Annotated in this window: 15 protein-coding genes and 4 tRNA genes; 16 read left to right on the top strand and 3 right to left on the bottom strand. The window is 58.3% G+C overall.

Translation table 11 applies throughout. The features are described from left to right. The first annotated feature begins 8 nt into the window (after positions 1-8). Genes HBA49_RS10595 through HBA49_RS10570 form a run of 6 tightly spaced genes read left to right on the top strand, consistent with a single transcriptional unit; the run spans position 9 to position 5,461 of the window. Positions 9-1,040 (top strand): o-succinylbenzoate synthase, encoded by a 1,032-nt coding sequence (locus tag HBA49_RS10595; protein ID WP_005519507.1) that lies wholly within the window; start codon positions 9-11, stop codon positions 1,038-1,040. Continuing rightward, positions 1,040-1,414: a hypothetical protein gene (locus tag HBA49_RS10590; protein WP_005519508.1), complete on the top strand. Its 375-nt coding sequence runs from the start codon at positions 1,040-1,042 to the stop codon at positions 1,412-1,414. The genes HBA49_RS10595 and HBA49_RS10590 overlap by 1 nt, the downstream gene beginning before the upstream one ends. 60 nt (positions 1,415-1,474) lie before the next feature. Beyond that, complete coding sequence (menD, locus tag HBA49_RS10585) at positions 1,475-3,064, top strand: 2-succinyl-5-enolpyruvyl-6-hydroxy-3-cyclohexene-1-carboxylic-acid synthase (RefSeq protein WP_005524298.1); 1,590 nt, start codon at positions 1,475-1,477, stop codon at positions 3,062-3,064. A 12-nt stretch (positions 3,065-3,076) separates the two neighbouring features. Next, positions 3,077-3,640 (top strand): DUF3592 domain-containing protein, encoded by a 564-nt coding sequence (locus HBA49_RS10580; RefSeq protein ID WP_005524428.1) that lies wholly within the window; start codon positions 3,077-3,079, stop codon positions 3,638-3,640. Further along, positions 3,637-4,749: a glycosyltransferase family 4 protein gene (locus tag HBA49_RS10575; protein WP_005524552.1), complete on the top strand. Its 1,113-nt coding sequence runs from the start codon at positions 3,637-3,639 to the stop codon at positions 4,747-4,749. Before HBA49_RS10580 ends, HBA49_RS10575 begins: the two co-directional genes overlap by 4 nt. Continuing rightward, positions 4,742-5,461: a demethylmenaquinone methyltransferase gene (locus tag HBA49_RS10570; RefSeq protein ID WP_005524610.1), complete on the top strand. Its 720-nt coding sequence runs from the start codon at positions 4,742-4,744 to the stop codon at positions 5,459-5,461. The genes HBA49_RS10575 and HBA49_RS10570 overlap by 8 nt, the downstream gene beginning before the upstream one ends. On the opposite strand, the gene HBA49_RS10565 is transcribed toward HBA49_RS10570, so the two are convergent. Further along, positions 5,458-6,876, bottom strand: coding sequence for a geranylgeranyl reductase family protein (locus HBA49_RS10565; protein WP_005523902.1), 1,419 nt, complete (start codon positions 6,874-6,876; stop codon positions 5,458-5,460). The two genes, HBA49_RS10570 and HBA49_RS10565, sit on opposite strands and share 4 nt — an antisense overlap. Before the next feature lie 145 nt (positions 6,877-7,021). Here HBA49_RS10565 and HBA49_RS10560 point away from each other — a divergent pair, with 145 nt between their 5' ends. The 9 genes from HBA49_RS10560 to rplA all read left to right on the top strand — a co-directional run bounded on the left by HBA49_RS10560 (position 7,022) and on the right by rplA (position 11,586). Then, positions 7,022-8,053: a polyprenyl synthetase family protein gene (locus tag HBA49_RS10560; RefSeq protein WP_005524170.1), complete on the top strand. Its 1,032-nt coding sequence runs from the start codon at positions 7,022-7,024 to the stop codon at positions 8,051-8,053. A 76-nt stretch (positions 8,054-8,129) separates the two neighbouring features. Next, a tRNA-Tyr gene (locus HBA49_RS10555) sits at positions 8,130-8,215 on the top strand. Positions 8,216-8,409: 194 nt separating this feature from the next. Beyond that, a tRNA-Thr gene (locus HBA49_RS10550) sits at positions 8,410-8,482 on the top strand. 48 nt (positions 8,483-8,530) lie between these two features. After that, positions 8,531-8,602, top strand: a tRNA-Met gene (locus HBA49_RS10545). A 23-nt stretch (positions 8,603-8,625) separates the two neighbouring features. Beyond that, positions 8,626-8,698, top strand: a tRNA-Trp gene (locus HBA49_RS10540). Between the two features lie 139 nt (positions 8,699-8,837). Continuing rightward, a complete protein-coding gene (secE, locus tag HBA49_RS10535; protein WP_005524029.1) occupies positions 8,838-9,161 on the top strand; it encodes a preprotein translocase subunit SecE in 324 nt (107 codons plus the stop codon). A gap of 150 nt (positions 9,162-9,311) precedes the next feature. Further along, complete coding sequence (gene nusG, locus HBA49_RS10530) at positions 9,312-10,187, top strand: transcription termination/antitermination protein NusG (protein ID WP_005524422.1); 876 nt, start codon at positions 9,312-9,314, stop codon at positions 10,185-10,187. A gap of 180 nt (positions 10,188-10,367) precedes the next feature. Continuing rightward, positions 10,368-10,799 (top strand): 50S ribosomal protein L11, encoded by a 432-nt coding sequence (gene rplK, locus HBA49_RS10525; RefSeq protein WP_005519518.1) that lies wholly within the window; start codon positions 10,368-10,370, stop codon positions 10,797-10,799. Between the two features lie 79 nt (positions 10,800-10,878). Continuing rightward, on the top strand, positions 10,879-11,586 hold the full coding sequence (gene rplA / locus HBA49_RS10520) for a 50S ribosomal protein L1 (RefSeq protein WP_005519519.1): 708 nt from the start codon (positions 10,879-10,881) through the stop codon (positions 11,584-11,586). A 187-nt stretch (positions 11,587-11,773) separates the two neighbouring features. On the opposite strand, the gene HBA49_RS10515 is transcribed toward rplA, so the two are convergent. Beyond that, positions 11,774-12,793 carry an AraC family transcriptional regulator gene (locus HBA49_RS10515; RefSeq protein WP_005524470.1) on the bottom strand — a complete coding sequence of 340 codons (1,020 nt, stop codon included), beginning with the start codon at positions 12,791-12,793 and terminating at the stop codon, positions 11,774-11,776. 9 nt (positions 12,794-12,802) lie between these two features. Further along, on the bottom strand, positions 12,803-13,582 hold the full coding sequence (locus HBA49_RS10510) for an SDR family NAD(P)-dependent oxidoreductase (RefSeq protein WP_005523900.1): 780 nt from the start codon (positions 13,580-13,582) through the stop codon (positions 12,803-12,805). 305 nt (positions 13,583-13,887) lie between these two features. On the opposite strand from HBA49_RS10510, the gene HBA49_RS10505 reads away from it, so the two are divergent. Then, complete coding sequence (locus HBA49_RS10505) at positions 13,888-15,882, top strand: DUF5979 domain-containing protein (protein ID WP_005519524.1); 1,995 nt, start codon at positions 13,888-13,890, stop codon at positions 15,880-15,882. The last annotated feature ends 3 nt before the right edge of the window (positions 15,883-15,885 follow it).

Raw genomic sequence — 15,885 nt, 5'->3', positions numbered from 1 at the left:
TTATAACTATGAGCGGACACAGTTTTGGCGGTATCAATGTTGAGGATATGCTGGCGCGGGCGCATGTGGTGAGCTTGCCGTTGCGGGTGCGATTCCGGGGGGTGCGGGAGCGCGAGGCACTGTTGTTTGAGGGCCCGAAGGGGTGGGGGGAGTTTTCGCCATTTTTGGAGTATGGGGTGCCAGAGTCGGCGGAGTGGCTGCGGTGTGGCCTGGAGATGGCGTTTGCGGGGCCCCCACCACGGTTGCGGGACAAGATTGCGGTGAATGCTACGGTGCCGGCTGTGGCGCCATGGCAGGTGGATGAGGTGCTGGCGCATTTTCCCGGCTGCCAGGTGGTGAAGGTGAAGGTGGCGGAGCAGGGGCAAACCCTGGCCGATGATGTGGCCCGGGTGGCGGCGGTGCGAGCGTATGCGCCGGATGCGAGTATTCGGGTGGATGCGAATGGCGGCTGGTCGGTGGCGGAGGCGCTAGCGGCACTGGCCGAATTGGGCCCGTTGGATTATGTCGAGCAGCCGTGCGCCACGGTGGAGGAGCTAGCGGAGCTGCGCACTAAGCTGGTGCATCGGGGTTTGTATGTGCGGGTGGCGGCGGACGAGTCGATTCGGCGGGCGTCTGACCCGTATGCGGTAGCGGAGCGGGGTGCGGCGGATGTTGCGGTGGTGAAGGCCGCCCCGTTGGGGGGTCCGCGGGCGGTGCTGCGGATCGCGGATTTCATGCGTACCCGGGGCCTGAACATTACTGTTGCCAGCGCTTTGGACACTGGGGTGGGGATGAACGCCGGGCTGGCGTCGGTGGCGGCATTGCCGCAGCTTGTTGATGATTCCCATGTTGCGGTTCCGCCCGCCGCCGCGGGGTTGGCGACGCAGCGGCTCTTCGTTGCCGATGTGACCCCATGGCGGCAGCTTGTCGACGGCTACTTAAGCACGGAATTACTGGCCCCGGAGCCGGAACGCCTGGCGGAGTTTGCCGCCTCGGGGGAGCGAAAGGATTTCTGGATCAATCGGGTCACCGAGTGCTGGAACTACCTCAACCAGGACTAATGCGAGCACTAACGGATGCCGAAGTTGCCGTGTTGACGGCAATGATTCAACACGCCCCACCGGACCTTACCCCGGAATCAATGACGGAGGAACGGCGCACGATGTGGTTAAACCAAGTACCTAGGGTTTCGGTGGCGCGGGAATGCGGTTGCGGCACATGCGCATCCATCGAATTCGCGCTCGATGGGGTGCCAGTGGCACAGGCGTGGTCGGATGAAATCTTATTCGCTTATGATATGTGGCAGGACGCCATTGTGGCAGTGCACATCATCAATGATGTGATCCGGGAATTAGAGGTGGCGCCAGTCCAGGATACGGTTGTGACCACACCAAACCCGGCCGCACTGGATTTTAGCGGTTGGAGTGAACCATAGTGTGATGGCAGAATCAGGGAGTCTGACCCCACACAACACCCACGATAAGAATTTGGATTCATGACTGCCTATTCCCAGCCGCACTCCTCCCAACCAATCGCGGAAGCCATCGTCGCAGACATCGCCCACTATGTTGATGACGTGGTGATCTGCCCAGGTTCCCGCAACTCCGCCCTGTCTCTAGCGCTGATTGCCCGGCCGGATGTTCGGGTCCACGTGCGGATTGATGAGCGGAGCGCAGCCTTCCTCGCGGTGGGGATCGCCCGAGTCACTGGGCGGCACGTGGGGGTGGTGACCACCTCCGGCACAGCCGTCGCTAACTGCCTGCCGGCGGTGCTGGAGGCACAGAACGCGCACATACCCCTGGCGATCATTTCCGCCGACCGGCCAGACTATTTAGTGGGCACCGGGGCGAATCAAACCATCGAACAGCGCGGCCTGCTGGGGCTGGAAACCTACGACATTGCCGACCAGCATGACCTGGGGGACGTGTTTCAACACCACCAACAGGTGCATATAAACGTGCGGCTGGCCGCCCCACTGGTTGAAGGCCTGCCGCAACCACCACAACCAGTGGTTAAAATACCAACCCCAACCTTTATAGTCGACCATGGGGAAACCACCATTGACCTGTCCCGTCGCACGCTCGTGATTGCGGGGGACGAAGCCTGGGAAGTTCCCGGCCTGGAAGACGTCCCCACCGTGGCGGAACCCACGGCCCCCGCCCCATATCATCCGGTTCACCCCCTGGCCGTGCAAACATTCACCAACGAATACGCCGAATACACCAAACCGGAGCATATCATTGTGGTGGGGCACCCCACCCTCAGCCGGGACATCATGGAACTCGTGGCGGACGACACCATAGAATTGACCATCCTTTCCAAAACCACGCAGGTCACAAACCCGTGGCGTCGTAACGCAACTATCGCAACCCGGGTGTGGGTCATCAACGAACCCACCGCAGACTGGATACGGATTTGTGCCGCCGCCACCGACGTGGCCATAGAAAAAGTCCGCACCGTTCTCGCCGATGAAACATTCGGCTTCACCGGACTGCACGTTGCCGCCGCCGTCGCCGACAGCCTTAGCACAAACGACTACGCAGTTTTCGGCGCCTCAAACCCAATCCGGGACGCCAGCCTCGTCGGACTACCATTCCAGGCGGTAGACACCTTCTCGCCCCGCGGTGTTGCAGGCATCGACGGCACCACCTCACAAATCATGGGCATCGCCCTCGCCGCCCAGGCGCAACACCCCACCGAAATCCGGGCCCCACGCACCCTCGCGCTCATCGGGGACGTCACATTCCTCCACGATGTTGGGGGGCTCCTCACCCCAGACAATTCCCCACTCCCCGAAAACCTCACTATCGTGGTAGCCAACGACAACGGGTGCGGCATTTTCCACGCCCTAGAAGTCGGCGACCCAGAATTCCAACCCAGCTTCGAACAAGCCTTCGGCACACCACACAATACCAACATCGCTGCCCTATGCGACGCCTACGGGCTGGAATACCAGCAGGTCACCACCCTCCCCGATCTCATCCTCGCCCTGGATGATGCTGCCGAAACCACCGGGCTGCGCATCATCGAAGCAGTCACCACCCGCGCCACCCGGGCCGCCCTCCACCACCAACTCTCCCACTAGCGCACACCAACCATGACCGACCCACACGCCCGCGAACGCCGCATCTTCCGCACCCGCCGCCGCATCAAACAAACCATCCTGGTCTGCTACGCGGCAGCCATGCTCGGCTGTGCCAGCCTCGTCATCGGCCCCGGCATCAACGACTACATCATCGAATCCAACCCCGGGCGGGCCCTCGCCCGCGTCACATCCGTCACCAGCACCAAAACCATCGTCGAATTCCAAGACGACACCAACACCTACCACTCACCCCCCGGCGGTCTTCTCTATCCCACCGGGCTCGGCCCCGGCCAACGCGTGTGGGTCACCTACGCCCGCAGCAACCCCGAACTTGTGAAAGTATCCGGCCGCAAATGGACACTCGCCATCATCCCCGCCCTCAGCTCCGCGGCCGTGACCACCCTCATCACCAGCGCCCTCTGGTTCGCCATCCTCGGCCCCCGACATTTCCGGCGTGCAAAACACGCAAACCACAAAAACCACACCAAACCGAAAACCCCCACCAACACCACCGTTATCACTAGCACCAGCGCCCCCGACGCTACCGACACCACCAGAAGAAAGCAACCCACATGAGTCGCCGACGCTACCGCGTCGCCATCGTGACCGAATCCTTCCTTCCCACCATCAATGGCGTCACTAACTCCGTCACCAAAACCCTCGACCACCTCCACAAACACCACCACGAAGCCATCATTATTGCCCCCAAACAACCAGGCACCCCCACCACCTACCGCGGCTTCCCCATCATCACTATCCCCACCATCAACCTCAACCTTGGGCTCCCCATCGGACTCCCCACACCCACCATCACCCGCACCCTCCGTAACTTCCAACCCGACATCGTCCACCTCGCATCCCCCTTCCTCCTTGGCGCCGCCACAGCCTTCGCCTGCCAACACCTCACCATCCCCACCATTGCAATATTCCAAACCAACATCGCCGACTACACCACCCGCTACCACCTTCCCAAACTCAAAACCGCCGCCTGGCGCTGGATCACCCACATCCACAACCACTGCGACCTCACTCTAGCCCCCTCCACCAGCACCATCACCGAACTCCGCAACCACGGCATCACCACCATCAAACACTGGGGTAGAGGCGTCGACACCACCCTCTTCAACCCCGACCACCACCAACCCGACCCCACCAACCACATCATCGGATACGTTGGTCGCCTCGCCCCCGAAAAAGGCCTCCACCGGCTCCAAGCCATCACCAACCTCCCCAACACCACCCTCACCATCGTCGGCACCGGGCCCCTCGAACCACGCCTCCGTAAACTCCTCCCCACCGCCCGCTTCCTCGGCCCCCAAACCGGCACCCAACTCGCCCACACCCTCGCCACCTTCGACATCTTCATCCACCCCGGCGAATTCGAAACCTTCTGCCAAACCGTCCAAGAAGCCCACGCCGCAGGCGTCCCCACCATCGCCCCCAACGCCGGCGGCCCCCAAGACCTCATCACCAATGGCCACAACGGCTACCTCCTAGGCCCCACCAGATTCGAACGCGACCTCCCCCACGCCATCAATGCCATCTACGCCAACCACCACACCATGTCCCATAACGCCCGCGCCGGGGTGGAAAACCGCACCTGGGAGACCATCTGCTCCGAACTCATACACCACTACGAAGCAGTCATTCACAACCCAACCCGCTACACTAATCTGCGTGGCTAAAGCATCCCTGGACAAAAAACCCATCGAAGTACGACGCATGTTCGACGCCGTAGGAAAAAACTACGACATCACCAACACCGTCCTCGCCGCCGGACTTGATGCCCGATGGCGTCGCCGCACCCGCGAACGCCTCCAACTCAAACCCACCGACAAAGTACTTGACCTCGCCGCCGGCACCGCCGTCTCCACCGTGGAACTCGCCAAATCCGGGGCCTGGTGCGTCGCCTGCGATTTCTCCCAAGGCATGCTCGCCGCCGGCAAAAACCGGGCCGTCCCCAAAGTATGCGGCGACGGCATGCACCTCCCCTTCGCCGACAACACATTCGACGCCGTCACCATCAGCTACGGTCTCCGCAACATCTACGACCCCACCGCAGCACTCCGCGAACTCGCCCGCGTCACCAAACCCGGCGGCCGACTCACCATAGCCGAATTCTCCACCCCCGTCATCCCCGGGCTCAAACAGCTCTACCACAACATCGCACTCAAAACCCTACCAGCCATAGCGAAACTCGTATCCTCCGACCCAGAATCCTACGAATACCTAGCAGACTCCATCCGCCAATGGCCCAACCAAGAACAACTCGCCACCATGGTCAATAACCACGGCTGGTCACACTGCGGGTGGCAAAACCTGACCGGTGGCATCGTCGCCCTCCACTCCGCCATAAAACCCGACGCAACCCCGATCGCACCCAAAGCCGGAAACTAGCCCCACAACGCGGCCCCAAACACCCCAGCAGCGCCAGGCCGAGCAGCCACCAACCCCGATCGCGCCACCGCACGATCGGCAACAAACCGACCAGCCGCATGCCACAACCGCGCCACCACATCCCGATCCGCATCAGTCACCAAATTCCCCATCAACCGCGCCGCCACCGGCATCACATGCCGCCCCAACGGGCGTCGCAAAGCCACCGGGCCAACCACCGGCAACAACTGCGGGTACGTCAACAACCGCGCCAACATGCGCGCCAACCCAAACGCCTCACCATACTCCCGCCGCAACACATCCGGCCACAACAACGTGTAATCCTTACCCGCCCCCAAACACTCCACCGCCAACCGAGCCGTCTCCATTCCATAATCAATCCCCTCCCCATTCAACGGATTCACGCACGCCGCCGCATCCCCAATCAACATCCAATTACGGCCAGCCACCCCACTCACCGCACCACCCATCGGCAATAACGCCGACGCCACCCGATCCGGCGCACCAAACCCCCACTCCGGCCGACACTGCTGCGCATACAACCCCAATAGCTTCTTCGTATTAATCCGGGCCGGTCGCCGATCCGTGCTTAACGCCCCACACCCCACATTCGCCAACCCATTCCCAAGCGGAAAAATCCAACCATAACCGGGCTGCGCCACCCCATCCGCGTCCCGCAGTTCCAGGTGTGAATGAATCCACGGCTCCTCAGACCGCGGCGTCGCGCAATACGAACGCGCCGCAATGCCATACACCTCACCCTTATGCCACGTGCGACCAAGCAACTTACCAATGGGGGACCGCACCCCATCCGCCACAATGACCTGCTTGGGGCGCACCCACGACCCATCCGATAACTCCACCGCAGCAACCAACGCACCCACCGAAGCAGCATCTCCCGACATGATGCCGCTCCCGGAAATAATGCTGTCGGAACCAGCCCCCACCGGCGTCGACATGGACACCGCAACCGCCCGCACACCACCCAAAAACTCCACCGACGGATGCGAACGCGCGCACCCCACCAAGAAATCATCAAACTCGCGCCGGGGCATTGCCGACCCCACCGTTCCGAATGCGCTTTCCGGCCAGGGCGCCGTCACCGAGCCCCCAAACCCGTGCAGTTTCAGCCCGTGGGAGCGATAACGCGCCACCACGGAATCCGCCAACCCTAACAGTTGTAGCTGGTGGATAGCGCGGGGGGTGAGGCCATCGCCGCAGGTCTTGTCGCGGGGGAACGGTTGGGCGTCGATAAGCAGGGTGCTTATGCCGCGGCGGCCGGCATGAATGGCGGCGGTTGCGCCCGCGGGCCCGGCCCCAATGATGAGAAGCTCAACGCTTCGGTTCCCGTGTTGGTGAATGGTGGGGGTGGAGTCAGTCACGACCACTATTGTTGCAAGCCGTAACCGTCTCATGCCACCCGCATATAATCCTGAGGGTGTATGTCGGGCGGGTAATGGACTACGGTTAAAGGGTTAGTTGGATGAACTCGTTCGGCCCGATTCGGCAAATTTGCTGGTTGGGCGCAGTCCGATCCGTATGGGAAAAGGTAGACACAGCATGAACAATGGTGCCGTAATTCGTCAGAACCGTGGCGATTCCACCATCGGCGCGCGCATTGATTTGGGCGATGACACCCTCAACGAACATGTTCTTCGCGGCATGGAAAACGTCGAAGATAGGTTACGGGTGGAGCTGGAAAAAAGTCCAGACTTTCTTCAGGAGAAGGTGATGCACCTGACCAAGGCTGGTGGTAAACGTTTTCGCCCAATGTTTACGTTGTTGGCGTCGAATTATGGCCCACGACCTATGTGCGAGGACGTGTTCAAAGCCGCCGTGGTGGTGGAAATGACCCACTTGGCGACCCTCTACCACGATGATGTGATGGACGAAGCTCAAATGCGGCGCGGCGTGCCTTCTGCCAATATGCGATGGTCGAACTCGGTTGCGATCTTATCCGGGGACATTCTCTTGGCGCATGCTTCTCGGATCATGAGCGAGTTGGGCGTAGACACGGTTGCGCATTTCGCCGAAACCTTCGGTGCGCTCGTGACCGGCCAAATGCGGGAAACCGAAGGCCCCGGCACCGGTGATCCGATTGAGCACTACATGAAGGTGATTAACGAGAAAACCGGTGTGCTGATTGCCGCTGCCGGCTACCTTGGGGCGTTGCATTCGGGTGCGGACATGGAAACCGCGGTATGTTTGCAGGCAGTGGGGACCGCGGTTGGCATGGTGTTCCAAATCGTCGATGACATTATCGATATTTTTTCCACCCCCGAGGATTCCGGTAAAACACCCGGCACCGATTTGCGGGAAGGGGTGTTCACGCTGCCGGTGCTGTATGCGCTGCAGGAAGACACCCCGGTGGGGGCGGAGTTGCGGGAACTGCTCACCGGTCCGCTTGTCGACGACGCCAGCGTGGATCGGGCACTGCAACTCCTGGCCCGTTCCAATGGGCGGCAAAAAGCGCTTGCCGACGTCCACCAGTACCTGGCCGAAGCGGAGGAGAAACTAGACCAACTCCCCGACAATCCCACCACCCGGGCCTTACGTCAGCTAGCTCGGGTTACGGTGGCCCGTGTGGGATAGGGGCGAGGCGTAGTTATCGGCACCAACCTGGAGATTTGTGCTTTTATCACTATCGGTAATACAATTCCTAGAGCGCGCTAGGTTGCCCGAGCGGCCAAAGGGAGCGGACTGTAAATCCGCCGGCGTTTGCCTACAGAAGTTCGAATCTTCTACCTAGCACCAAAACCAACATGAAGCCCCACCGCAAAATTTACCGCGGTGGGGTTTTGGTGTTGCAGCGCTTTCACATGGATCATGTGTGCCAATAATTAAAGGCTAAAGGTGGGTAAAACAGGTTGTGTACTGGTGATTTGTTTTCACCGCTACGGTCGGGGTACAGTATTGAAAGCTTCAACGGAGCAAAACGATGAGGCTAAGCCCCCTTAGCTCAGTCGGCAGAGCGTTTCCATGGTAAGGAAAAGGTCGACAGTTCGATTCTGTCAGGGGGCTCTGTTTTCTTTTATGACTTGTGCACATGATCGTAAAAGTAAACGGTTGGGCGGTGTAGCTCAGTGGTAGAGCAAGCGACTCATAATCGCTGTGTCGCGAGTTCAATTCTCGCCATCGCTACTGGATAGGTTGTTATCCAAAATAGGGGCGTAGCTCAAATGGTAGAGCAACGGTCTCCAAAACCGTAGGTTGCAGGTTCAAGTCCTGTCGCCCCTGCTTCATAGTTGAAGGGCATTCGCCATTATGGCGGGTGTCCTTTTTGCATATGTGGTGTTGGTGGGGTTAGTGGATATTGGGGTCCGTTAGTTTTTTGGTATAGTCAAAGCGCTTTATAAAAACGTATTCGAGGAGAGCCGTGAGCGAGAATCAGCCAAAGCACGGGGCGGGTGCCCGCCCCACGGGCAAGCGTCAGCTGGCCGGGGTGAGTACTACCTCGACTGCTACTTACAAGGGCAAACAAGTTGTTACCAATGACGATGATGATGCGCCACGTCAGAATAAAGTTGTGGCATTCATGCCCGAGGTCGTGTCCGAAATGCGGAAAGTCATTTGGCCGACTGCCCGGCAAATGCTGAATTACACCATCATTGTGTTTGCCTTTTTGATCTTGTTGACGGGTTTGGTGGCTGGTGTGGATTTCCTCGCTGGTATCGGAGTTGAGAAGGTACTGGTCCGATAGGTAGTATCATTCGTATAGCTTCTATAGCATCCCGCCGAATTCCTTGTGGAACGGCGGGATAATTTTTACCCCACCGGTGCGGCGTCTGGAAAGCGTCGACAAGCGGGGGCGGTAGCATAGTAATAATCAACGAATGTCAGGAGACCCCTCATGAGCGAAGAAACTCAGGATTCCCTCGCCGCGGCCATGTCCGAACTGTCCGAGTCCGAGGCAGCTGAAGCGTCGGAAGCGTCACAGTCGGCGCCGGCCGGTGAGCAAAAACCCGAAACCGTGAAGTCCGAAGGGGCTGGTGAAACCGCAGCCCCCGAACCAGGGGCCGCCGAAACCGCCGATGCCACAGAAACCGCAGAGGCTACCGAAACCGATGAGGACGGTGAGTACCAGGTACGGTTGCGGCGATATATCCGCGAACTAAAGAAACAGCCGGGCCAGTGGTACATCATCCAGTGCTATTCGGGCTATGAAAATAAGGTGAAGGCCAACCTTGATATGCGTATCCAAACCCTAGAGGTGGAGGATTCCATTTTTGAGGTTGTGGTTCCGGTGGAGCAGGCGTTAGAAATCCGTGATGGTAAGCGCAAGATCGTCAAGCGTAAGTTACTGCCTGGCTATGTGCTGGTGCGCATGAACATCAACGACCACGCCTGGTCCGTGGTGCGGGAAACCCCTGGTGTGACGTCGTTCGTGGGCAATGAGGGGAATGCGACGCCGGTGAAGCCACGGGATGTGGCGAAATTCCTCATGCCGCGCGACACGAAGCCTGTTGCAGAGAGTACGCAGGCTGCTGGTGAAACCCCAGAAGGGGAGAAGGTTGTGGCCATGCCGACGGATATGGCAAAGCCAAAGGTTGTGGTCAACTATGAGGTGGGCGAGGCCGTCACCATTCTGGAAGGGCCGTTGGCGTCAGTGTCAGCAACCATTTCGAAGATTGATGCGGAAAACAGCAAGGTTGAGGTGTTGGTGTCGATCTTCGGTCGGGAAACACCGGTGGATTTGACGTTCGACCAGATTAAGAAGATCGACTAGAAAACCCAGAATTTGGGTGCAAGCTGGGGTTTGCTATAGGATGTTCGATTGCGTGTGCATGTTTATGAATGTCATGCGTTTTCGATCGTTGTTTCCCGGTGGCTTGCGTAGCGCAGGCATCCGGACAGGTCGCGGAATTGCCATAATCCGTGGCCTGTTATCAAGGAAGTAGGTAACATCATGGCTCCCAAGAAAAAGGTCTCTGGCCTCATTAAACTTCAAATCGAAGCCGGTGCGGCGAACCCTGCTCCGCCTGTTGGCCCGGCCCTGGGTGCGCATGGCGTGAACATCATGGAATTCTGCAAGGCCTATAATGCGGCCACGGAATCCCAGCGCGGCAATGTGGTGCCGGTGGAAATCACCGTGTACGAAGACCGGTCGTTCACCTTTAAACTGAAGACCCCGCCCGCCGCTAAGCTGCTGCTGAAAGCTGCCGGGTTGCAGAAGGGCTCCGGCGTTCCACACACCCAAAAAGTGGGCAAGGTCACCATGGACCAGGTGCGGGAAATCGCCCAAACCAAGCTGGAAGACCTCAACGCCAACGATATTGATGCTGCCGCAAAGATCATTGCCGGTACTGCCCGGTCCATGGGCATCGAGGTCGAGGGCTAAAAATATTCCTGTGGGAGGGCCAGCTTCGGCCCGTTCCACCACATATCTTTCACCACAAATTTCAAGGATGTAAGACATTATGAGCAAAAAATCAAAAGCCTATAAGGCACTGGTAGAGAAGCTGGACAAGGGTCGGCTGTACACCCCATTGAAGGCCGCTCAGTTGGTCAAGGAGACCTCTTCGAAGAATTTTGATGCCTCCGTTGATGTCGCTATTCGCCTGGGTGTTGACCCCCGCAAGGCCGACCAGCTGGTGCGTGGTACCGTGTCGTTGCCGAACGGTACCGGTAAGACCGTGCGCGTTGTCGTGTTCGCCGCTGGCGAGAAGGCCACCGAGGCTGAGGCCGCCGGTGCCGATGTGGTCGGCTCCGACGATTTGATCGCCCGGATCACTGAAGGCTGGACCGACTTCGACGTGGCAATCGCCACCCCCGACCAGATGGCTAAGGTGGGTCGTGTGGCCCGCGTGCTGGGCCCCCGCGGCCTGATGCCGAACCCCAAGACCGGCACCGTGACCACCGATGTTGCCAAGGCAATCGCCGAGGTCAAGGGCGGTAAGATTTCCTTCCGCGTGGATAAGGCCGCTAACCTGCATGCGCTGATCGGCAAGGCATCGTTCACCGCTGAACAGCTGGCCCAAAACTATGGTGCTTTGATTGAAGAAGTGCTGCGGTTGAAGCCGTCGTCCGCCAAGGGCATTTACCTGCGCAAGGTGACCTTGAGCTCCACGATGGGCCCCGGCATCCCGGTTGACCCGTCCATCCAGAAGGATTTCACCGAAGAATAATCCTTACACCGCCAAGAGCCGGGGAGCATCATGCTTTCTCGGCTTTTTGCTTTTCGACGCCTAACCCTCCCGGAACCCAGGTTCGAATAGGAGTGCGATCCTGCGGGGCAGTGGGAGGCCACCTGGAGAAACTAGGCTATTATGACTCAGCACATTCTCTAAAACCTACTATCGAAAACCTGTTTGCTCACGGTGGTGTAGGTGGTGTCGGGGGCCGTAAGGTTTGCCCGTCGACAGCATGGCGTGCGCGATATTCCCTGGGGCTCATCCCTAGCCATGTATAAAAGGCCCGCAGGAAACTATTGAGCTCTATATACCCCAATAGGTAGGCGATCTCATCAACTTTCATTGATGTGGTGGTGAGATAATGTTGTGCCAATAGCTGTCGGGTATGTTTCAACTGTGCCTGAAACGTTGTCTTCTCTGCGCCCAGCTTGCGCTGGAGGGTGCGTTTGCTCATCCCCAACCGGTGGGCAACATCATCAATGCCGGTTTCCCCACCAGGAAGCATCTCCATGAGCGCACTTTGCACCCGAGTGGTGTAGCTATCATCGGCGTCGAGTTCCGCAAGGCGGCGTTGCAGCTCCGGTTCGAAATAGCTCCACATGCTGTCGTTGTGGCTGATAAAGGGCAGCTCCATGTCACGGGTGGCAAACGCAATGACATTGCTTGGGCCAACTTGCGGTAAGCACCCGAGAAAATCTACGACGGCACGATCAACATCTAATTGATGCAATTGTATTGATGTCGGCGTGATATGTTCCCCGGTGGCGGTACGCAGCAGGTTGACCAGGAAAACGAATTCGCATTCCACAAGAAACGATGGCAACTCATATCCTTCGCACACCAATTCGATACTCATTTGTTTTGTGGTGCCGGTGGTATGGAATTCTAAGGGTCCTATGATGCGTTTATATTGTTTCAGCCGTTCTATGCATACCCTGCCGTTTCGAGCACAATAAGAGGCAAAAACTGGTGGGCTGAATTGCTCAATCCCGGTCGCGCTAGCCAACTGAACGGCGGAGCCTGGAGGGCACAGCTTTCCAATGGCAGTGAGAAATGCGAAATAATCACTAGTCGTCATTGTAGGCGGATGATGAGTAAAGGTATCTTCCGCCACCCCGGCCTTGCGTAACACCTGCTCAGCGTCTATTCCAACCGATGCCAGTAGTCGAGGATAGTTCTGCTCAAGGATATGCCGCTTCATGAGTTGTGATTAATGGCCAGTGGTTTGCTGGTTATACACGAAATTCAGTAATGCTTTTCGGGGCATAACGGGGGACAGCGATACGAAGGGTTTTTGCCAACTCACCAGGCCGGAGATCACATTAATCTTGCCTACCATCATGGCATCATAGCCTTCCTGTGCCACCTGGCGGGGCTCTACCGCGTTCGCAAATAATTTCGTATCTGATAGCCCACCGGTGGCGATAAAGCCGGTTTGCATGGCCCCTGGCATGAGGGCGGTCACGGTCACGCCGGTGCCTTGAAGTTCCCGCCATAGGGCGTTGGACCAGCTGGTGAGGTATGCCTTGGTGGCATAGTATACGGCCTGCAACGGCCCGGGTACGGTAGCTGCCGTAGAGCTGACGTTGAGGACTTTGCCGCTGCCCCGCTCAATCATTTTGGGCAGGAATAATTTGAGGAGTCGGGTGGGGGCTTCGATATTGACGGCAATCATTGATAAGTCCTGGTCCATGGAGCGTTCCCTGGCAAAATCACCTTGGCCACCGAAACCCGCATTATTAATGATGATGTCCGGGACCACGTCGGCGCAGGCATCAACGATGGTTTGAGCCGCCTCGGGGGTGGACAAGTCGACTGCGATGGTGCGCACTTCAACGCCATATTTGGTTGTTACTTCCTTGGCCTGGGCATTGAGCTTTTCTTCACTGCGACCAACAAGGATGAGGTCACCATGGCGGGCTGCGTGGATGTCGACGAAGCCGGTGCCCAGTCCACCGTAGGAGCCGGTAATGAGTGCCACATTCTGCATGATAAATTTTACCTTTTGGTTGGTGGTAACATTATTAGTTCTCCACTATTGTAACTTGGTATGGCCGACGGGTGCTCATCAAAAGACGCCAAGTCATTATCAATTCACGCCAATACCGCCGAGAGTGTCGTCGCAACGCACATGAAGGCACACGAGGGCACATGAGGAATGAACCCCATGGCTTAGAAAACCGCGAGGTAACCTTATGCGATGGTGGGGTAATGAGGGCAAAACTGGCCGTTGTTGTTGCATAACACCCTGATAGGCCATAATGTATTACGCGTGCAACTATCTTAGGAGCCCCGGTGACACGAGGATTACAGAAAACCACCATTGCTATTTGCGCAGCTCTTGGCCTTTACGCCACCCCAGTAACCGCGACCGCGCAAGAAATATCCCTAGAACCGCTCAGCAGCGATATCATTACCAACCTGCTGACCGGTGGCTTTGTCGTCACCCAAAAAGTCTTTGTCGACGGCAAACCCGAGGCTTCCCCTACACCCTTTAAGGTGCGCTACACCTGCAAGGCCATCACCGGGGAACAAACTGGTGAACTCACCGTCACCACCGAGACGCCTGCTCGCGTCGACAATATACCTTTAGGCACCGAATGCGAACTATTCGAACAAGACGGTGATCGTGAGGGATACACCAAAACCGTGGGTTTCGACAAGCAGAAGTTCTTCGTCACCGACAAGAACCAGGTCATTACCGCTACCAACACCTATGCCCGGGAGCAGGGCGTTTTCAAGATAACCAGCAAGATTGTTGGTGCGGAAACCGGCCGGAAGTTTCGGGTCGACTACTCCTGCATAGACCCGAAAGTTTCGAATGGTCAGGGGCCGGTCACGAGTTTCCTTGAGGTCGACGGCGAGGCCACGTCGCCACCCTTATCGCTCGGTTCTATCTGCACCCTGACGGTTCCAAATCAGCAGCTCCCCGGCTACGCCCTGGACAAGATCGATATTGAACCCAAGCCCGAGGTGGTCATCGGCAGGGAACCCATCGATGTCACCCTCACGAATAATTATGTACGTTCCACCGGCAGCATCAGCATCGCCCAAAAACTCCAGGTTGACGGCAAACCTGCCAACCCCGATGCGAGCATTAAGGTGGGCTACACCTGTGGTGGTCTCACCGGCGAGGCGGAATTGAAGAATGGTAACCCGGCCCGCATCGAGAACATTCCCACCGGCACCCAGTGCGAATTCACCGACCTGGGCGGCGACCGGGCGGGCTATATAAAAAACAGCCAGTTCGACAAGCAGAAAGTCACCGTCACCACCAAGGAACAGGCTATTACTCTGACGGAGAATTATAACCGTGATGCCGGTTCGCTCACCATTAGCAAGCGGGTGACGGGGAACGCCGTTGCTCTTGCCCCCAAGACCTTCAAGTTCGACTACCAGTGCGCGGCGCAGCGGGGCACCGTCGAGGTGCGGGCCGGCGAAACCGTGACCATCCCCACGCCCGCGGTGCCCGGTCTCACGTGCACCGTGACGGAGCAGGACGCCCAGGTTCCCGCCGCCACCATGGCCACCACGTATTTCGTCAACGGTCAGCCCGCCGGAACCCAAGTTCCCACCAATGCGAAATTCCTTTCGAGCAGCGACTACACCGCCAGGGTGGGCAAGTTCACGGTGAGCAAAAAGATCACCGCCGACATTCCCACGGGCCGTAGCGATTTCCCCTTCACCTACACCTGCCAGCCCGCCTATGATGGCGCCTTTGCCCCCGTTGACCAGGCATTAACCATTACCGGCACCTCTGCCGAAAGCATTGATCTTCCGCTCGGCACCACCTGTACCGTGACCGAGCAGGACGCCCCGGTGGCCGGGTACACGTGGAACGCACCGGCGTCGCAAAGCGTCACGGTGGGAGGTTCCGTGCTCTTCGAAAACGTGTACAAGCGCCAGACCGCACAGTTCGGCATCGCCAACACGGTGCGGGTGTGGGAGCCGCTGCGTAACGGCACCATCAACTTCACCTATGAATGCGTCGATCCGGCGCACACTAAGATCACCGGCACGCTTGCGGTGTCCGGCAACGGTCAGCAGGCCATCGCGCCGGAAAAGCTTCCCGTCGGCACATTATGTACCGTGTATGAGAACGCGCAAGACGCCCAGCGCACCGGTTTCCGCCATTACGCGCCCGAGGCGTTCACGTTCACGGTGGGGGAGAAGGACGTGAATAAGGTCATCGGTTTCAATCAGACCAGCACATATGTTCCCGTTGTGCCATTTATGGTGCCGGTGGTGCGGTTGTTAGCGGCCCCCATCATGCGGCTTTTCGACGCCTAAAGC

Origin of the sequence: Corynebacterium matruchotii, from assembly GCF_011612265.2 — a bacterium.
GTDB classification, from domain to species: Bacteria; Actinomycetota; Actinomycetes; order Mycobacteriales; family Mycobacteriaceae; genus Corynebacterium; species Corynebacterium matruchotii.
The sequence above is the reverse complement of the archived record's forward strand: the minus strand, read 5'-3'. Positions and strand labels throughout refer to the sequence as shown.